Raw genomic sequence first — 18,072 nt, 5'->3', positions numbered from 1 at the left:
CTCGCGCTCGTCCGCCGAACCCGAGCCTCCCGGTTCTTTTCGAACGCCGAAGGCCCGCTGCTCAGAAGTGCGCGCCGTCGCGCTAGGCGACAGATGACGATACGTTGACGTCGCGGGCAAATTGCCATGCTTTCTTGATCGGCTTCGGCATTAGGGATACGATGAGCGGCATCTGCGCAAACCATTCCGATGAAAGGACCGCTTCATGACCAAGTTCACGAACGTCATCGTCCGCCGCCCAGCCAAGAGTATGGTCGAGGGCATCACGTCGGCTCCTGAACTGGGCAAGCCCGACTACGAGCTGGCGCTCAAGCAGCATGACGACTACATCGCGGCCCTCAAGGAATGCGGCGTCGAAGTGACCGTGCTGCCGGCGCTCGAGCAGTACCCCGATTCCTGCTTCGTGGAGGACCCGGCCGTTATCACGCGCTGCGGCGCCATCATCACGAACCCGGGCGCGGCCAGCCGCAACGGCGAGAAGGACGAGATCGAGCCGGCCGTGCGCCAGTTCTTCGACAACGAGCACGTGAAGCACATCGTGGCGCCCGGCACGCTGGACGGTGGCGACGTGATGATGGTGGGCGACCACTTCTACGTGGGTCAGTCCGCCCGCACGAACGAGGAGGGCATCCGCCAGTTTTTCGAGATCCTGGAGGGCTGGGGCCTCGAGGGCTCCGAGGTGAAGCTGGAGAAGGTGCTGCACCTGAAGACCGGCGTGAACTACCTGGAAGATGGCAACATGCTGGTGTCCGGCGAGTTCGTGACGAAGCCCGACTTCGAGCAGTACCACCGCATCGAGATCCCCGAGGACGAGGCCTACGCCGCGAACTGCATCTGGGTGAACGGCACCGTCATCGTGCCCGAGGGCTACCCCACCGTGCTGAAGGCCGTGCAGGACGCCGGCTACGAGACCATCACCGTGGACACGAGCGAGTACCGCAAGCTCGACGGGGGCTTGAGCTGCCTGAGCCTGCGCTTTTAGCAAACGCATCGCGACACCGCGGTTTACGACACGCCGAAACCCCTGCAGGCTTCGGCGCGTCGAGGTCGGTGCACAGGCGCGCCCATGCAATGTTTTGCGTGCTTCTCCCGCTCCAACAAAAGCACAAAAGGCGTAACGGTCGTAAAAGAGCACAAGCATTCGATTGCGCGCGTCCCCGCCGCCGCGAGTTTCGCGAGAGGCGACGGTAACAGTTTCGCGACCGTTTCGCACGGCCTTGTTCTCCGTTGCCTATAGTGATGAGGCTAGAATCGTGGGGGCGAAAGGATCGTGCATGAACTTTATCATCCGCTGGCTTGTGACCGCCGTCGCTGTGGGCGTGGCCGTGTGGCTGGTGCCGGGCATCGAGGTGATCGGCGGCACCGAGGCGTGGGTAGCCATCGCCATCTTTGGGCTTATCCTGTCGCTCATCAACATCAGCATCAAACCCATCATGCAGGTGCTCAGCCTGCCCATCACCGTCATCACCTTGGGCATTTTCTACCTGGTGGTGAACACGCTCATGCTGTACGTGGCAGCGTGGCTGGCCAACGGCATCTTCCAGGCGGGCGTCGACATCGCCACGTTTGGCAGCGCCTTCGTGGCATCCATCGTTATCAGCATCGTGTCCGGCATCATGAACGCCATCGTTGGAAAAGACTAGGTGCACGCGGCAAGCCGCCACGGCTTCGACCGACGGTTGCACGAGGTTTGCGTTTGTGCGAGTTGTCAGTCCCAGGTACTACGTTTTTTGCGCACGTCCCTTGCATCGCACCTGGTTGCGTACGCTTCGGTTGACGCAGCGGTAAAGCGGGCTCCGGCAACAGCGCACACAAACGCAATTCCAAGACACCATCTCGCGAAATCAGCCTTCTCGAGTCACCCTTTTGGCCGCTCTGAAGCTCGCCCGGGCCCTCGACACGCAGATCGTCTTTCGCGACCTGGCCTAATGCTTTCAGCCTCCACTCAACGCAAGCCAGAAACTCACCCGACCGCTCCAAAACACTTCAGAGCGACCATTTCTGTGCACCGACGGTCCATCTTTACGTTTCGACGGTCCGCATCTGCATATCGGAACGTCGGGGCTTCGCGGCTGCGCAGCTTCGAACGGATTCGGCGACCGGCGACTCCTTCTACGGTATCGCTGCCTATAGAAGAAGCCGCCTCCCAAGCGCAATAGGTTTCTAAAATTCCAAACGGTTCCCCGAAATCCTATAGCGCAATCCTGTATATCGTGCGAGCGTCGCCCATGGTGAGCTTTTTAAAGCTGCCGAAGGGCTCGCCTTTGTTGGCCTTGAGCGTGGGAATGAGCTTCTCAATGTCGTCCTCGTCCACGCCCAACTCGGTCAACGCTGTCGGCATGCCAAGGGATGCGAAGAACGCACGCGTCTCGTCGATAGCGGAGAGCGCATCGGCCTCCAGGTCGCCGGTGGGGGCCAGGCCGAACACCTCGCGGCCGTAATAGGCGAAGCGCGCCGGATTCGCGTCGTAGACGAACTCCATCCACGCGGGAAACATGACGGCCAATCCCGCGCCGTGGGTGATCTCGGGATACAGCGCGCTCAGCTCGTGCTCAAGTCCATGCGTGGCCCAATCCTCGTGGCGCCCGACACCGGCCAGACCCTGATGACACAGCATGCCCGCCCACATGACGTTCGCGCGCGCATCGTAGTTCTCCGGCTCCACCAGCACACGAGGCGCCTCGGCGCGCACGGTCTTCATGAGCGACAGGTTGAGGTTGTCCGTGACGGGCACGGCTCCCACGTCGTCGAAGAAGCGTTCGAGCAGGTGGCAGAACATATCGGTGAGACCGGCAGCCGTCTGGAACGTCGGCAACGTGAAGGTGAGCTCGGGGTTCATGAACGCGAGCTTCGGACGTTGCGCGTTGTTCGCATAACCCGACTTCATCTGGAGCTCGTCGTTCGATACAACGGTGTTCTTCGACGCCTCACTTCCGGCGGCCGGAATGGTGAGCACAACCGCGATGGGCAGCACATCGTCGGTCTGCTGCTTCGTCTCGAAGAAATCCCACACGTCGCCGTCGTAACGCGCTCCCACGGCGATGGCCTTCGCCGAGTCGATGACCGATCCGCCGCCCACGGCGAGCACCCAATCGATGCCGTGCTCCTTGCAAAGCGCCACTCCCTCGCGCACCAGCGTTATCTCGGGATTCGGGCGCACGCCACCCAGCTCGACATGTTCGATTCCCACCGCGTCGAGCGATGCCTTCACGCGATCGACGAGACCACTCTTGATGGCACTCTGCCCACCGAAGTGCACGAGCACCGTGCGCGCACCACGTTCGGCAAGCTTCGTGCCTGCCTGCTCTTCCGCGCCCTCGCCGAACACGAACTGCGTCGGCGACACGAACTCGAAGTTCTCCATCTCCTCGACCGCCCTTCTTTCGAATTGGTAACAGCATGCAGGGTATCTTTGCATGATACCGTAGAATGACATCGTTGCTTCACGTTGCCGAATCGATCCTCCTTTGAAGGGAACTTGTCATGCAGGAATCAAACGCTCGTACTCTCCGCGGGGTCAGTATCGCCGTCGTCGTGCTGTCCGTACTCGCCATTGCGGCGTTCCTCATCGGCGCTGTCGCAGTCGGCGTATTCGGCGCCTTTGCAGCCGATCCCAGTTTGTATGGAAACGGCATCTCCCTTGAAGGCTACGATCACGGGCAGTACGATTCGCTGGGCCCTGAGGGCATAGCCAGCCTGGTCGGGCTCTCGATTGGCATTGCCATGGCGTTTTTGGTGTGGGGGCTGCTGTGCGGAGCCACTTCGCTCATTGCAGGCATCCTCGGTATTCGCAACTACAATAAGCCCGAGAAATTGGGGGCGATGTTCGGTTGGTCCATCGCCGGCGCCGTGGTCGCATTTCTCTCGGGACGGATCATTACCACGATCCTGCTCGTCATAGCTGCCGTCTACGCCCACAAGCTGCGCAATCCCCTACCGGCGGCGTATGCGCAGCCCCAACCGGTCTACGGACAGCCGTATCAACCTCAGCAGCCGTACGCCGCACCGCAGCCTCCCGCGGGGCAGCCGGCTCCTATCGCACAGCCGTACGCCGCACCGCAGGGTACAACGGACCAGCATCGGAATTCGTCCGACCAGCAGCAGCCCCCCGTCCGGTAGCTGGCGTCGGCGCGCCCCGCGCGCTTGCCTGCACGCTCGAGCACAGTCGCGACGACGCCGTCCGGGGATTCCTCGGACGGCGTCGTTCGTCAAGACGGTGCGGCATTCTACATGGACGACAAGACCATCGTGAAAGCCGGAGCGACATGCACTCTTGGCCTCGCGTTCTGCGCCCGTCGCGTACGCATTTCAGCTACGCTTCCCGCGCCTCGATGGTCGTTTCCCGCCAGCCGAGCAGTATCACCCCAAAGCGACGTCGAGAATCATCATCACAAGAAAGCCCGCCATAACCCCAAGCGTTCCCGCATTCGAATGCTCGCCCAGATGCGCTTCGGGAATAAGCTCCTCCACCACCACATACATCATGGCGCCGGCAGAGAACGCCAGCATCCACGGCATGTAGGGCGCAATGATTCCAGCGAACAGCACGACAAGGATGCCGAATACAGGCTCGGCCAAACCCGAAAGCGCACCCAAGCCGAACGACTTCACGGGGCTCATGCCCTCCTGGAGCATGGGCAACGCCACGGCAGCGCCTTCCGGCACGTTCTGGATGCCGATGCCGATGGCCAACGCCACGGCCATGCCGAACATGCCCGGATCTCCGCCGCTGTTCGCGGCCATCGCGAACAGCAGGCCCACGCTCATGCCCTCGGGTATGTTGTGCAACGTGACCGCCGTGAACAAGAGCGTCGGGCGATCCCACTTGCTGGGAAGCCCTTCGGGCTTGTCATCACCCGGATGCAGATGCGGCATTACCTGATGAAGCACCATGAGAAACGCCCCGCCCAGCGCGAATCCTCCCGCAGCGGGGAGCCAGCCCGCCTGGCCCGCTTCCTCGGCTTGCTCGATCGCGGGAATGAGCAGCGACCACACGGATGCCGCGATCATAACGCCGGCCGCAAAACCCAAAAATATCCGTTGGAGCAACATGCTGTTGCGCTTGCGAAACAAAAAGACCGAGGCCGCACCCAGCGTCGTCATGGAGAACGTGAACGCCGTGCCGCACGCGGCCCAGAGCAGTGCCTGTTGCATGGCCGTCCTTTCATATCACGGCGCGATGCACAGTGCCGTCGCGCCTTGTGCCGATGCACGTGAGAAAGCATCAGTGTACGCCTTTTGCGCGGCGAGCGTTCAGCCTTTCGCCAGGCGTTACCAAGTCCTCGACCGCGCGCTTGGCTCCATCTCCGGCCTATTCCGATCCCCTGCACCCTGCACAGCGCTCCCCTGTGCGCAACCGGCACGCAATGAGGCCGGGGACTCGTCCCCGGCCTCATCGAAAGGAATACCGACAGCATCGCTTGGCTTATCTTGATTGCCCGCGAGCCCACCGCTGTTCGCGATGTCGCAATAATACCGCACGAGACTGTTACTTGGCGAAGATAGTCTTAGTCGCTTGTATTGCGTTCGTACACTGTCGGACGAGGCGCATTGTACTCTCTTTCCCGAGTGAACAGAACCCCTCCCACCCCTTTTTGTGCAGGTGAACAATCAAATTGTTGCCCACCCGTGGCAGGGCCGTTGAAGGAAGCGGCACCTAAGTCCCTCTCGCTGCCGGAGCGCGCACTGGTCGCCCCGCGGCTGCGAGATCTACTCGGCTGCCGCTAGAGGGCTCGGAACGGAGTACACGCGCGCGGCGTTCTCCTGATCGAGGTCGTAGAGAGCTTTGGCGTCAGAGCCGAACAGCTTCATGCGGGTGATCATCTTGTCGGCGTTGTCCTCTTCCTCCTGCTGCTCCTCGATGAACCAGTCGAGGAATTTCATGGTGCGGTAGTCCCGCACGTCGGCCGCAGCGGCGTAGATATCGTTGATCAGGCCGGTGACGTACTTCTCATGCTCGAGGGCGGCTTCGAGCGGGGCGAGGAAGTCGGAAAACTCCTTGTCGGGCTGGTCGATGGCCAGAAGCTTCACCTTGCAGCCGTTCTCGTGCAGGTAGTTGCGAAAGATGATGGCGTGATCACGCTCCTCTTGCGCCTGAATCTCGTACCAGTTGGCGAAACCCTCGAGTCCCTCCTCCTCGTAGTAGTCGGCAAACGACAGGTACAGGTAGGCCGAGTAAAGCTCCTTGTTGATCTGATCGTTCAGCAGTTCGTACACACGTGCGTCCATAACGGGAACCTCCTTCTCGTGTGGCTTGAGGCGCCTGACGGCGCCCCGCTTCTGTCGCCTTCTACTATAGCGCTGATCAGGCTTTGCCCGGACGACCGGCGGTCCGGGCGTGAAAAATTAACATAGCGAAGCCGCCCGTTCTGCCCCTTCGACAGCGCGTGCAAGCGCATCGGCCGCCTGATCGGCGCAAGAGGGATCGCAGGACGCATCGTTCACGACGAATCGATGGCAGCTCGAAACGCGGGCCTCCTCGGTCGCGCAGTACGCTGCGAGCGGGACGACCTCCACGCCTTCGGCCCGCGCCGCGGCCGCAACATCCTCGTCGCGTGCGTCCGTTGCGATGCCGAGGACGAAATGCAGGCCCGCATCTGCCTCCTCCACGTCGAGCCGATCGCCAAGCGAACTTGCTTTGAGCGCGCTCACGAGCGCAGCCCGTACGGTGCGGCAGCGGTTCCGCGCACGGTTCACATGGCGCTCGTAGTCGCCGCGCTCCATGAACCGCGCAAGCGCGAGCTGATCGATGGCGCCCACCGTGCTCGCATAGAACCCGAGCCGCTCGCGGAACGCCCTGGCAAGATGCGACGGCAGCACGAGGTAGCCGATACGGAAGGCGCTTCCAAGGCTTTTCGTGAACGTGTTCACGTAGATGACCCGCTCGGATGCGTCGATGCTTTGCAGTGCAGGAAGGGGCCTGCCCGCCAGCCGGAACTCGCAATCGTAATCGTCTTCCACCAGATAGCGGCCGGGAGCATCAGACGCCCAGCTCAGAAGCTCGTAGCGACGACTCACCGGCACGGCGGCCCCCGTGGGGAATTGATGCGACGGCATGCAGTGCAGCACGTCGGCGCCGCTTTTCCGCAACGCGCGCATGGACACCCCCCGCCCATCGAGCTGAACGGGCACCACATCAACATCGTTCGCCCGGTAGATGCTTGCAAGGCGCGGATAACCGGGATCCTCCACGGCAAGGCGGCAGCTGCGACCCACGAGCTGGATGATGGTGTGATAGAGCGTCTGGGCGCCTGCGCCGATGACAACCTGCTCGGGATCGACGCGCATGCCTCTGAACCCGAGCAGATAGGAAGCGATAGCCTCTCGCAAGCGACGCGATCCGGCAGCGTCCGACGCAGCGGCTGCAAGCGAGCGCTCGGACTCCTCGGTCAGGACGGCTCGCACCGTGCGCGCCCACATCCGATAGGGGAACACGCCCTCGGGCCAGGCGCTGCCGGCGAAGCCGGCCGCAAGCGGCGGCCCGGGATGCGCGTCGCACGAAGGGCCCTCATCCGGCGGGCACCCCATTCCGCCGCGCGCATCGGACGAGTGCGCACTGCCGGCGGGCCGTGCGAGTCCGACGGCGGAACGCAGATCGCGAACCGATCCTGCGCTCTCGGACGTGTGCTCGAATCCCACGGGCATGCGCGCTGCTGCAGGCATGGCGAGATCGCATGCGAAGTATCCTTTGCGCTCCACCGCCTGCACGTAGCCTTCTGCCGCGAGCTGCGCGTAGGCGCCCTCCACCGTGGACAGGCTCACGCCAAGGTGCCGTGCGAGTGCGCGCTTGGACGGCAGTTTCTCACCGGCTTTGATAGCCCCTTGCTCGATGTCATTTCGGATGCAGCGGTACAAATATTCGTAGCGGTTCGCATCGCCGCGCTGTTCGAGCTCGTACGTCAGCATCGCGCACCCTCCTGGCCTTGAGCAGCTGGTCTTCTTCTGGTCTGGTCAAATTTATTCATTTTGAACATTTTATTATATCCAGATATGCAGTAGCGTTCTTCGTCGACCGAACGTAACCCGCACCGACGACAGGAGACGTTATGCATTCCACCGACAACGAAACCGCCACGGCCGCACCCGTACACAAAGCACATGGGAACCGCGTGGTGCTCAACCGACAGCTCGCCCAGATGCTCAAGGGCGGCGTCATCATGGACGTGACCACCCCCGAGCAGGCACGTATCGCCGAAGCCGCCGGCGCGTGCGCTGTCATGGCGCTCGAACGCATTCCGGCCGACATCCGTGCTGCCGGCGGAGTCTCGCGTATGAGCGATCCGAGCATGATCAAGGGCATCCAAGAGGCCGTGAGCATCCCCGTCATGGCGAAGTGCCGCATCGGGCACTTCGTGGAAGCCCAGGTGCTCGAGGCCATCGAGATCGACTACATCGACGAGAGCGAAGTGCTCTCCCCCGCCGACGACGTCTACCACATCGACAAGACCCGCTTCGCCGTACCGTTCGTTTGCGGCGCGCGCGACCTGGGCGAAGCCCTGCGCCGCATCGCCGAAGGCGCCACGATGATCCGCACCAAAGGCGAACCGGGCACGGGCGACGTCGTGCAGGCTGTGCGCCATATGCGGCGGATGCAGGCCGAGATGCGCGCCATTGCCTCGATGCGAGACGACGAGCTCTTCGAGGAGGCGAAGCGCCTGCAGGTTCCATACGATCTGGTACGGCACGTCCACGAGCACGGAGCGCTGCCCGTGGTGAACTTTGCCGCCGGCGGTGTGGCCACCCCCGCCGATGCGGCGCTCATGATGCAGCTGGGCGCCGAGGGAGTGTTCGTGGGGTCGGGCATTTTCAAATCGGGCGACCCCGCGAGGCGCGCGGCGGCCATCGTGCAAGCCGTGGCGAACTACGATGACGCACAGCTCATAGCCGATCTGTCCGAAGACCTCGGCGAAGCGATGGTAGGCGTCAACGAGCAGGAGATCGCGCTGCTCATGGCCGAGCGCGGAAAGTAGGGACGGTGGACACGCCCGCCCGCCAGACGGCGATTGAAAACGTCCGCGCGAAAGCCGGGAGCGACCGCTCGTCGATCGCAGCCGCATGCGGGCAGCGCGCAACGGTGCGGAAAAGAAAGCCGAACGTCGCCGTCCTAGCCGTGCAAGGTGCGTTTGTCGAGCACGAACGCCGCTTGGAGCAGCTCGGCTGCGATTGCACCGAACTGCGGCACGGGGCCGACCTCGCACGCCCCTTCGACGGACTCGTGCTCCCAGGCGGGGAAAGCACAGCTCAGGCGAAGCTCCTCCGCGACCTGGGCATGCTCGAACCTCTTCGAACGCGCATCGCATCCGGCATGCCGACCCTCGGCACCTGCGCCGGACTCATCCTTCTCGCTGAACGCGTGACTGCCGATGTCTCCACCCCATCCCTTGCGGGCAGCATGCAGGACGGAACGGCTTCCGAGGCGGCAGCCGAAGGCTCCATGACGCGCGGCGCCTTCGGCACCATGCCAATCACCGTCAGGCGCAACGCCTACGGACGGCAACTCGGAAGCTTCCGCACGCTCGCCCCCTTCGGAGACGAAGGAGAACCGCCCTGCGTCGTAGCTATGACGTTCATCCGGGCTCCGCGTATCGAATCCGTGCGCGATGGAACCCGCACGCTTGCCGTCGTGGACGACGTTCCCGTGGCCGTGCAGGCCGGAAACCAGATCGGATGCGCTTTCCATCCTGAGCTCGAAGACTCGAACGTCGTCTACGAACGCTTCCTCGCCCTCGTGGAAGGGGTGCGCACAGCCGACTAGGGGCACAGCCGTCGCGCATACTCCCTTTCGAAAACGAAGCTCGCCGGCCGCCGCATCCGCATGCGCGCGGCCAGGCGCTTCGCTGTTGCGCATTTCGCCTTCGACCACACTGGTGGGCTCGCGGCTCTCCAGGCGCGCTATACTGACGACCAGGCACAGCCGCCTCAAGCGGCCCCGCAGGATTGTCGGTTGCGAGAACGGAAGATTCATGAATAGAACCGCGTACCGCCCATTGCCCGCATGCGCGGCTCTGGCAATCGTGCTCGTCGCGCTTGCCCTCTCCTTGGTCGCGGCCACCCCGGCGGCAGCAGGCGAGCCCGAGCCGCGCACCGTGCGTGTCGGGTTCCCGCAAGCCGAAGGCTTCATGATGGTCGACGAGCAGGGGAACCGAACCGGCCTGGTCGTTGATTTTCTCAACGAGATCGCAAAGTACACGGGCTGGGACTACGAGTACGTCGACACCGACGGCGCGAACCTGCCAGCAGAATTGGCGAACGGCGACTTCGACCTATTGGGAGGCGTCTTCTACGCCGAGAGCATGGAACAGTACTTCTCCTACCCGCGCTACAGCACGGGCCATTCCCGCAGCGTGCTGCTGGCACGTTGGGACGACGACACCCTGTCCGGATACAACCTGAGCGACTTGAATGGAAAAACCATCGGGGTCAATGCGATCGCGACCGAGAACGTGCGCCGCCTGAAAGACTTCCTCTCGATGAACGGGCTGACATGCACGATCGAGCCGTTCCCTTCCGAGCAGATAGCAAACGAAGGCATGGCGAGCATTCTGGATCAGGGCAAAGCAGACCTTGTGCTGGGCAGCGCCAGCGACGACGTGGGCGCGTACCGCCCGGTCGCCTATTTCGACGCCCAGCCGCACTACATCGTGACAGCGCCCGGAAATACCAAGCTGCTGGAGCAACTCGACTGGGCCTTGGGCAAGATTTACGAAAGCGATCCGAAGTTCGCCGACGAGCTGGCCGACAAATACTTTGCGGACCGCGGCGTGCCGGTGTCGCTCAGCGAGGAGGAGCGTGCTTTCATCGAAGATCGCAAGACGGTGAAAGTCGTCGTGCCGACCGATCTGCATCCCTTCTACTGCGCCAACACCGAGAGCAGCGTCCATGACGGGATCGTTCCGGACCTCTTGAAGGAGATGAGCGCATTTTCGGGTTTGACGTTCGAGCTGGTCGAAGCCGACAGCTACGAGGAGGCGCTGGATGCAGTCCGCAACGGCGAAGCCGACATGGCCGGCTTCTTCATGGGAGGCGAGACCGACGCATCCGCCAGTGGCCTTTCGCTGTCTCGACCGTACATGACCATGAACAGTCTGGTGGTCCGAAACAAATCGGTAAGCTACCCATCCGAGGGCTTGAAGTTCGGCGTCGTTGCAGGAAGGGATCTTCCCGACAGCATCGACGCTGCGGACGTCCAGTACTTCCGCAGCATATTCGACGGTCTGGAGGCGGTGGATCGGGGGGAGATCGACTGTTTGTACGGTGCGACGAGCTGGATCGAGAACGAGATGCAGCAGCACGCGTTCCATAACGTGGTGGCAGTCTCGCTGCTCGGCGACATCAGTGTCAGCTTTGCTTTCGCAAAGCCGGCGGACACGAATCTGCTGACCATTGCCAACAAGACCGTCACCAATCTCTCCGACGAGCAGCTTGACGCCATCGTCGGGAGGAACACGGTATCGACAGGCACAGTGCCGTTGACGTTGCGCGACCTGCTGTACACCCATCCCGTACAGACGCTGGGAGCGATCGTCATTGTCCTCCTCTTCATTCTGACGACCGTCATCGCGACGATGCACTCGCGCGTCCGCACCGCCATCGCAAGCTCGAAGGTCGAAGAAGCCGAAGCGGCCAGCAGATCGAAAAGCGAGTTCCTGTCGCGCATGAGCCACGAAATGCGCACGCCTATGAACGCCATCGTGGGACTGGCTGAGCTGGCGGGAACAGCCGAAGGCGTGCCTGACGATGTGAAAGAGGATCTCGCCAAGCTGCGAACCTCCTCGCGCTATCTGCTCAACCTCATCAACGACGTGCTGGACATGAGCCGCATCGACAACGGCATGCTAGCCGTCGCAAGCGAGCCGTTCTCGCTCGTCGAGATGCTCAACGAGCTTGAGACCATGATGGATCACGAGGCCGAACGGCGGGGAATCGCCCTGACCTTTGCGTTCTCGGTGACCCATAGCGGCTTGACCGGCGACGTCGTCCGGCTTCGGCAGGTGCTCACAAACCTGCTTTCGAATGCCTTGAAGTTCACGCCAAAAGGCGGATCCGTGGAGCTGGCGGTACAGGAGAAGGCGTCGGATCACGACGGAGCCACCTTCCTGTTCCGCGTGACGGACGACGGAGCGGGCATCTCCCCGGAAGACCACGAGCGCATTTTCGGAGCCTTCGAACAGTCGGGAACCAGCTCGTCGCGCAGTGAGGGAACGGGTCTGGGCCTGCCCATCAGCAGGAGCATCGTCAGGCTCATGGGCGGCGATCTGGTGCTCGAAAGCGCACCGGGCGAGGGCAGCACGTTCTGGTTCGAGATCACGTTGCCGTACGGCACCCCCCAAGAAGGAGAAGCCCCGAACGAGCTCGACGAAACGCTGTCCGGCGCGCACCTGCTGCTTGTGGAGGACAACGATCTGAACGCCGAGATTGCAACGAGCCTCTTGGAGCTGCAGGGCGCGCAGGTGACGCGAGCGAGCAACGGGCTTGAGGCGGTGGAGCTGTTCTCCCAACATGGGCAAGGCGCGTTCCAAGCCGTGCTCATGGATATCCGCATGCCCGTCATGGACGGGCTCGAAGCCGCGCGCTCCATCCGCGCGCTCGACCGTCCCGACGCCGCAGTCGTGCCCATCGTGGCCATGACTGCGAACTCCTTCCAGGAAGACATCGACGGGGCGCTCGCCGCCGGCATGAACGGCTTTTTGAGCAAGCCGATTGACGTCGCCCGCCTGTACCGCACGCTGCACGAGCTGCTGCAGGAAGAATCCTGATAGAAGGCAGGGCGGCGCCGCGTCCGACCCAGCAGGCCGATTCGCCGCGCCGCCCAGGAAAACGGGGCTTTGTGTCAAGGACTACAGGTCGCCGAGCGCAGCCTCGCCGCCTTGGGCGCTGTCGCCGCCTTGCGGCCCTTGCGCTTCGGAGGAATCCTGCGAGCGTTCCGTGCCCATCCAATCATCTGCCACCGTGCCGCCCAGCTTGTGCTCTACCGCGTGGCGCGCGGCCCTGCTGCCGGCCCACATGCCCACGGTCTGACAGGTGCCGCCGCCGTACACCTCGCCATCCCAACCGCTCGTGCACACGCCAGCCGCGTAGAGGCCGTCGATCGCCTTGCCGCGCGCATCGGTGACCTGCGCATCGCGGTTGATACGGATGCCGCCGGACGTATTCAGCATGCCGGAGCAAATCTGGAACGCGTAGAAGGGGCCTTGCTCGATCTTCCACACGTACTTGGCGTCTTTGCCATAGGCGGCATCGGCACCCGCATCGGCGTACCCGTTGTATGCCGCAATCTCCGCCAGGAAATCCTCAACGGCGAACGTGTCCGCCTTCGCAGCGATAGCCTTGCCCAGCTCTTCGAGGGTGTCGGCCTTGAAGATATAGTCCACGCCTTCGTACTGCGCAAGCTCGCTCTGCAAATCGAGCGTTGCTCCCACGCATGCATCGGCGAATCCCGAGTAGTGGCGCTCGCAGCCGCCGGCTTCGTAGGCGGCGATGTTGGCCGAATCCATGATGGAGAACACGTAGCCCTGACTCTCCACGAGCTTACCGCTCTCCGCCGTGCCGAGCGCGCCGCCTCCCGACTCGTCGCAGAAGCGGATGCCGTACTCGTTCACGAAGCAGTTGCTGTACTGCATGGCGGCCGATACGCCAAGAGGCGAGTCGTAGGCGAGAGAGTCGGTGCCGTTGCCGACATTGTTGAATAGCGAATCCACCGTAAGATGGTTCGCACGCCCATGCGCGGTCTGCTCTGCCAAGAGGTGCCCATCGCCGTCCTGGCCCTCGCCCCAGCCGATGATCTTGTCCATGTCCTGACTGGAGTATTGGCCGAGCAGGTTTTTGTTCGTGCTCATGCCACCAGTGGCCAAAATGACGGCTTTCGCCGCGATGTGCACGACGTCGCCCTCGGCGTTCTCGTACTGCACGCCCGTGACGGTGTACTCGTCGTCGGTGAGCAATGCCGTGGCCCGCGCCTCGGTGCGGATATCGACGCCCTCTTCTTTGGCGATGGGAGTGAGCGTGGAGATGCACGAAGATCCGTTGCCGCCTTCGTAGAACACCACGCCGGCCCGGTACCAGCCCACACCGTGCTTCGCGAATAGCCAGTCGGCGTTGTCGCCCTGTTCCCTCATACGCTCGGCATGCAGGATGGAATTCGCGATGTAGCCCGTCTTAGCTGCGGCGTCGAGGCCCTTCAAGCGCGCCTCGGCTTCGTCGACATTGGTAGCCGGCCCGTTGCATTCGGCGTAGTTCGTGCTGCCGCCAAGCTTCGCGTTTTTCTCGAGCATGACCACCGTGGCTCCCGGCGCCTGCTCCTTGGCGATCATCGACGCCATGAACCCGCCGATACCAGAGCCCACCACGACGATGTCGGCTTCCTCGGTGCTGGCCGCGTCCACGACGACGCCGATACCCGAAGCTGTTTCGACCGCGTCCGACCCGCCTGTGCTCGGCTCGGCCGCCGGACTGCACGCGGCGAGCCCCGCCCCCATGGCAGCCGTCGCCCCGACAACGCCGACGCCCTTCAAAAAGGACCTTCTGCTGATGCCCTCCATACCGTATCCCTCCTCTATTCGTAGCTTCCTTCTCCTTTCCGCGCAGGCGGAAGGGGAATGCTGAGGAGTATACGCAGGAAGGGGGCTTTCGTCCGTCCCCGTACCGTGGTATTCCGCGTTCAGCTTGTCACCGGTTCGGGGTACTACGGCACGATACGCACGCTCGGGGGGAGCGTGCCTCCTGCTCCATGTTAATGGGGCGGCGGGCCTATGTAGCGCTCCTACTCGGCGCGCTCGACAAGTTCGAGCAGCTCGTCCTTCGCATGGACGCCGGTCTTCTCGTAGATGCGCTTGCAGTGGGTGCGCACGGTATCGGCCGATATGAACAGACGCTCGGCGATGTACTTCGCACCGTGCCCGCGCGCGAGGAAGCGCAGGATCTCCGTCTCGCGCGGGGAGAGCGCGTACTGCTCGGCGATCCGCGCGCAGGCAGTCTGGCGTCGATCGGACGGCTCGTCCGAGCCGCCCTCCCTCGACCGCTCCGCATCGAAGCGGTCGATGCGACCTGCGGCACTACGCACGGAAACGATCACGAGGCCCGCCAAGTACCCCGCCATGATGCACAGCGACACCACCTGCGCTCCCTGGCCGAGCACGCGAAACACCGCCATGCCTGCGCCCAGGGCCAGCGCGCAGGCCGCAAGGTATACCGCCGCCATGCGGGCGATCGAACGGGAGCTACGCGCAACCGCGCACAGGGGCAACGCAAGTCCAAGGACGTTGAACAGCGCGATGCCCACGTAGGTGATCGGCGAATAGAGCGGGATGGCGCTCGTATCGACGATGATGTCCACGAACGGGCTCGCCAGGACGATGGCGGCGGCTATGGGCAGCGCCATGTGGGAGAACGAGATCACGGCGCGCCGCTGGGACGGGATATGCAGCGCCGCGACGACCGCAGCAGCCAGCACGAGCAGGTACGAGACGGGCTTGCATGTCGCAGACGACGAAGACAGCCCCGCAGCAGCCGGCCAGAACGTAAGCCCCAGCGTGAAGAAGTTGAAGAGCAGACCGACGGCCGCTGCAATCGCAGGCGTGCGGAACGCGGCGCGCGCATCGACCGGGCTCGCTTCGTCCGACGGCGCAGCACCCTGCTCGCAGGATGCGTCCTCGTCGGACTTGCCGGACGCAGCAAGCGAGACGAGCAGCAGCAAGCCCCCGCATAGCGCGCACACGACCAGGCAGAAGCACGTGACCGGAAACGTCCCCACCTGCTTCAGAAGGTACCACAGCACGGAGGCGAGCAGAACCGACACGCTCATCGTCACAAGCAGCCGCGCCGGAGAAAGCGCGGCATATTGCGCCCACCACCGGCAAAGCATACACGAGAGTCCGAAGCCCAGCAGAGCGCCCGCGGCCAGCGCGCACCACAAGGAGGGCAGCGCATGCACGAAACCCGCAGCGGTCAAGCCGGCAACCCCGCTGGCAGTGCAAGCGCTGATCCAGGCCATTTGGCCGCGATTCGATCGCGTCGGCCTCCAAGCCGTAACGATGCAGCCAGCCAGAACTCCCGCAGAAAGCGACGTCAGGAACGCAGGCACGACACCGTGCAAATCGAGCATCATCATGAACGCGTTGTCGACGCGACAGCAGAAAGCGACGAGGACGAGTACGAAGGAGAGCGCAAGCTCTCTTGGCGCAATCAGGCGCAGTAGCGCATCTACCATATATCCCCTCCTCCCGAAGGCCCCATTATAGGCTATGCCACGAACACTGTACGAAATCGTTGCCTGGTCATCGCCTGGCCGGTGCAGCATGCGCCGCCAGCTGCCGGAGCTGGTTCGGTTAGGCGCCGAACGGCTCGTCGCGGGTATCGCGACCGCACATGTCCGAATCGGCTTCGCCGCCTCGGCTGCGAACGCCGCACAAGGATAGAGCGTCCCTCGGCACCAAGCGACCCGTGTTCGCGAGCACGGAACGCCTATGGACCAGCCTATCGTGACCCCGCGCACTGCAGCGCGCGCACTTTTTTCTCGCGGACGCGAGAAATACACCCGAAACCTCATCCCGGTCTATGTTTTCTCGCTCTCGATATGTATATGGTGGCATCAACGACGTATGCATCGCTTGGTTGACTTGCTTTCAAACGCGGATAGAAGGAGGCGCTATGCCTCGCACGTTTCAAACTCAACGCTTCGCCGCAGCCTGCATGGCGCTGGTATGCGCGCTTGCGCTTGCGGCGACGTTCTCACCCGATACCGCCAAACACGCCCATGCTGACGTGAAGCCGACGGGTACGATTCAAGGCGTGTCGCAACTTAGTTCGAACCCAACCTACGACAGGAAACCGCAGCGAGGATACGAAGGGACTCCCATCTGCAAGTACACGGACGGCAGCGGCGTCGAGCAAACGTACACGGGGCCGTTCATCGCGACCTACACGGGTACTGTCCATGAGAGCACACCCAACGATCATCCCTACGGCCCCACCACCGAGGCGCCCACGCAAGCCGGCAGCTACCAGGTAGAGCTCTCGCTGCCCGACAGCGCGCCCTGCACGGCAGCTCCCTCCGCAAGGAGCTTCACCATCGAGCGGGCCCCGCTCTCCGCCACCGTTTCTCCCAGCGATGAAAACGCCACAAGGCCCTACGACTACTCAGAAACGCCGACGTTCACGGATATCAAGCTGACAGCATTCACGGGTCTGGTGCCCGCCGACGAGGGCCAGGTGGACATAACCACAACCGGCGACGCGCTAGACGCAGGCGGGCACGTCCCCGATGGCAACGTCGCAACCAAGAACGGCACGCCTACAGGAAAGCCGTTCAAGGCCACAAGCGTGTCCTACAACAACCCGACCAGCTACAACTACGATCTGCAGACCTCTCCCGGCACATACAACGTAGTAGGTGAGGTCATGATAGTCAAAATGCCGATGCCGGATATCAACGAAGCGACCAAGCACGTGGTATGGAACGAGTACGGCGCCTCCTATAGTATGCCCGTGTATTCCATACCGAAGGGCAGCACGTCCGCCACGTACACGATCATCACGGACATGACGGAAACCCAGGGTCTGTATAAAGCCGAGATCGAGAACATAAACAACGAGGCCTATCTCAAGGTCTACGCCAACGGCAAGGGCGACGATGCCTACGATGCCGTGACGGTTCGGATGAGCGCGCTTGAAAACCACGGGGACTTCAACGTCACCTTGCACGTGCAGTACTTTAGGGAGACAGTGAAGGCTATCGAAGGCGTAACCCCGCTACCCTCGCCTGTCGAATACGACGGCCAACCCCATGCGGGCTTCGAGGGAACCCCGACAGCCTACTACCTCTACAATGGCAAACGCGTGGACTACGGCACTTTGCCGGGCGAAACGTTCGACACCACCTACACCGGCACGGCCACCGACGGCACGCGCTACGATTCCACCACGCCGCCCACAAACGCCGGCACCTACCAGGTGACGATAGCAATCTCGCCGGGCCACGTATGCATGGGCTCGACCGCGTTCGACTTCACCATCGACAAGCCGACGCTCACCTTCCGCGCGCTCAACGCCTCGATGACGGCGGGTAACCCCCCCCCC

At 62.9% G+C, this 18,072-nt stretch carries 13 protein-coding genes; 7 read left to right on the top strand and 6 right to left on the bottom strand.

Annotated elements, in window-relative coordinates:
* Nucleotides 1–205: 205 nt before the first annotated feature.
* Both C2L71_RS00065 and C2L71_RS00060 read left to right on the top strand, forming a co-directional pair.
* Nucleotides 206–982, top strand: a complete 777-nt coding sequence (locus C2L71_RS00065) for a dimethylarginine dimethylaminohydrolase family protein (protein ID WP_103263760.1) — start codon at nucleotides 206–208, stop codon at nucleotides 980–982.
* Nucleotides 983–1,274: 292 nt separating this feature from the next.
* Nucleotides 1,275–1,643 carry a phage holin family protein gene (locus tag C2L71_RS00060; RefSeq protein WP_103263759.1) on the top strand — a complete coding sequence of 123 codons (369 nt, stop codon included), beginning with the start codon at nucleotides 1,275–1,277 and terminating at the stop codon, nucleotides 1,641–1,643.
* Between the two features lie 548 nt (nucleotides 1,644–2,191).
* On the opposite strand, the gene C2L71_RS00055 is transcribed toward C2L71_RS00060, so the two are convergent.
* Nucleotides 2,192–3,364, bottom strand: coding sequence for an iron-containing alcohol dehydrogenase (locus tag C2L71_RS00055; RefSeq protein WP_103264219.1), 1,173 nt, complete (start codon nucleotides 3,362–3,364; stop codon nucleotides 2,192–2,194).
* 119 nt (nucleotides 3,365–3,483) lie between these two features.
* Between C2L71_RS00055 and C2L71_RS00050 the strand changes: the two genes are divergently transcribed.
* Nucleotides 3,484–4,119 carry a hypothetical protein gene (locus C2L71_RS00050; protein WP_103263758.1) on the top strand — a complete coding sequence of 212 codons (636 nt, stop codon included), beginning with the start codon at nucleotides 3,484–3,486 and terminating at the stop codon, nucleotides 4,117–4,119.
* A gap of 240 nt (nucleotides 4,120–4,359) precedes the next feature.
* Here the strand turns inward: C2L71_RS00050 and C2L71_RS00045 are convergent, their stop codons facing one another.
* From C2L71_RS00045 to pdxR, 3 genes are all read right to left on the bottom strand, one after another.
* Complete coding sequence (locus tag C2L71_RS00045) at nucleotides 4,360–5,154, bottom strand: ZIP family metal transporter (protein ID WP_103263757.1); 795 nt, start codon at nucleotides 5,152–5,154, stop codon at nucleotides 4,360–4,362.
* A 555-nt stretch (nucleotides 5,155–5,709) separates the two neighbouring features.
* Nucleotides 5,710–6,228 carry a ferritin gene (locus C2L71_RS00040; protein WP_103263756.1) on the bottom strand — a complete coding sequence of 173 codons (519 nt, stop codon included), beginning with the start codon at nucleotides 6,226–6,228 and terminating at the stop codon, nucleotides 5,710–5,712.
* Between the two features lie 117 nt (nucleotides 6,229–6,345).
* Entirely contained in the window at nucleotides 6,346–7,905 is a 1,560-nt protein-coding gene (pdxR, locus tag C2L71_RS00035) for a MocR-like pyridoxine biosynthesis transcription factor PdxR (RefSeq protein ID WP_103263755.1), read from the bottom strand.
* 140 nt (nucleotides 7,906–8,045) lie between these two features.
* On the opposite strand from pdxR, the gene pdxS reads away from it, so the two are divergent.
* The 3 genes from pdxS (at nucleotide 8,046) to C2L71_RS00020 (ending at nucleotide 12,755) form a co-directional block, all read left to right on the top strand.
* Nucleotides 8,046–8,969, top strand: coding sequence for a pyridoxal 5'-phosphate synthase lyase subunit PdxS (pdxS, locus tag C2L71_RS00030; protein ID WP_103263754.1), 924 nt, complete (start codon nucleotides 8,046–8,048; stop codon nucleotides 8,967–8,969).
* 5 nt (nucleotides 8,970–8,974) lie between these two features.
* Entirely contained in the window at nucleotides 8,975–9,754 is a 780-nt protein-coding gene (locus C2L71_RS00025) for a pyridoxal 5'-phosphate synthase glutaminase subunit PdxT (protein ID WP_244946744.1), read from the top strand.
* A 208-nt stretch (nucleotides 9,755–9,962) separates the two neighbouring features.
* The gene (locus tag C2L71_RS00020) at nucleotides 9,963–12,755 is read left to right on the top strand and encodes an ATP-binding protein (protein ID WP_103263753.1); all 2,793 of its coding nucleotides are present in this window, start codon (nucleotides 9,963–9,965) and stop codon (nucleotides 12,753–12,755) included.
* Nucleotides 12,756–12,836: 81 nt separating this feature from the next.
* Here the strand turns inward: C2L71_RS00020 and C2L71_RS00015 are convergent, their stop codons facing one another.
* Nucleotides 12,837–14,537, bottom strand: coding sequence for an FAD-binding protein (locus C2L71_RS00015; RefSeq protein WP_103264217.1), 1,701 nt, complete (start codon nucleotides 14,535–14,537; stop codon nucleotides 12,837–12,839).
* Between the two features lie 221 nt (nucleotides 14,538–14,758).
* Nucleotides 14,759–16,204: a helix-turn-helix transcriptional regulator gene (locus tag C2L71_RS00010; RefSeq protein WP_157938902.1), complete on the bottom strand. Its 1,446-nt coding sequence runs from the start codon at nucleotides 16,202–16,204 to the stop codon at nucleotides 14,759–14,761.
* A 440-nt stretch (nucleotides 16,205–16,644) separates the two neighbouring features.
* Here C2L71_RS00010 and C2L71_RS00005 point away from each other — a divergent pair.
* Nucleotides 16,645–18,072, top strand: a 1,428-nt coding sequence (locus tag C2L71_RS00005) for a hypothetical protein (RefSeq protein ID WP_129588449.1), incomplete at its 3' end; no start/stop codon positions are given.

The organism is Enteroscipio rubneri, from assembly GCF_002899715.1.
Lineage (GTDB): Bacteria > Actinomycetota > Coriobacteriia > Coriobacteriales > Eggerthellaceae > Enteroscipio > Enteroscipio rubneri.
This window is presented reverse-complemented; position numbering and strand designations above follow the sequence as displayed.

Coding starts and splice junctions, on each gene's coding strand:
- C2L71_RS00055 (WP_103264219.1), bottom strand. CDS start 3,364: ATGGAGAACTTCGAGTTCGTGTCGCCGACGCAGTTCGTGTTCGGCGAG.
- C2L71_RS00020 (WP_103263753.1), top strand. CDS start 9,963: ATGAATAGAACCGCGTACCGCCCATTGCCCGCATGCGCGGCTCTGGCA.
- C2L71_RS00040 (WP_103263756.1), bottom strand. CDS start 6,228: ATGGACGCACGTGTGTACGAACTGCTGAACGATCAGATCAACAAGGAG.
- C2L71_RS00060 (WP_103263759.1), top strand. CDS start 1,275: ATGAACTTTATCATCCGCTGGCTTGTGACCGCCGTCGCTGTGGGCGTG.
- C2L71_RS00010 (WP_157938902.1), bottom strand. CDS start 16,204: ATGGTAGATGCGCTACTGCGCCTGATTGCGCCAAGAGAGCTTGCGCTC.
- C2L71_RS00065 (WP_103263760.1), top strand. CDS start 206: ATGACCAAGTTCACGAACGTCATCGTCCGCCGCCCAGCCAAGAGTATG.
- pdxR (WP_103263755.1), bottom strand. CDS start 7,905: ATGCTGACGTACGAGCTCGAACAGCGCGGCGATGCGAACCGCTACGAA.
- C2L71_RS00045 (WP_103263757.1), bottom strand. CDS start 5,154: ATGCAACAGGCACTGCTCTGGGCCGCGTGCGGCACGGCGTTCACGTTC.
- C2L71_RS00050 (WP_103263758.1), top strand. CDS start 3,484: ATGCAGGAATCAAACGCTCGTACTCTCCGCGGGGTCAGTATCGCCGTC.
- pdxS (WP_103263754.1), top strand. CDS start 8,046: ATGCATTCCACCGACAACGAAACCGCCACGGCCGCACCCGTACACAAA.
- C2L71_RS00015 (WP_103264217.1), bottom strand. CDS start 14,537: ATGGAGGGCATCAGCAGAAGGTCCTTTTTGAAGGGCGTCGGCGTTGTC.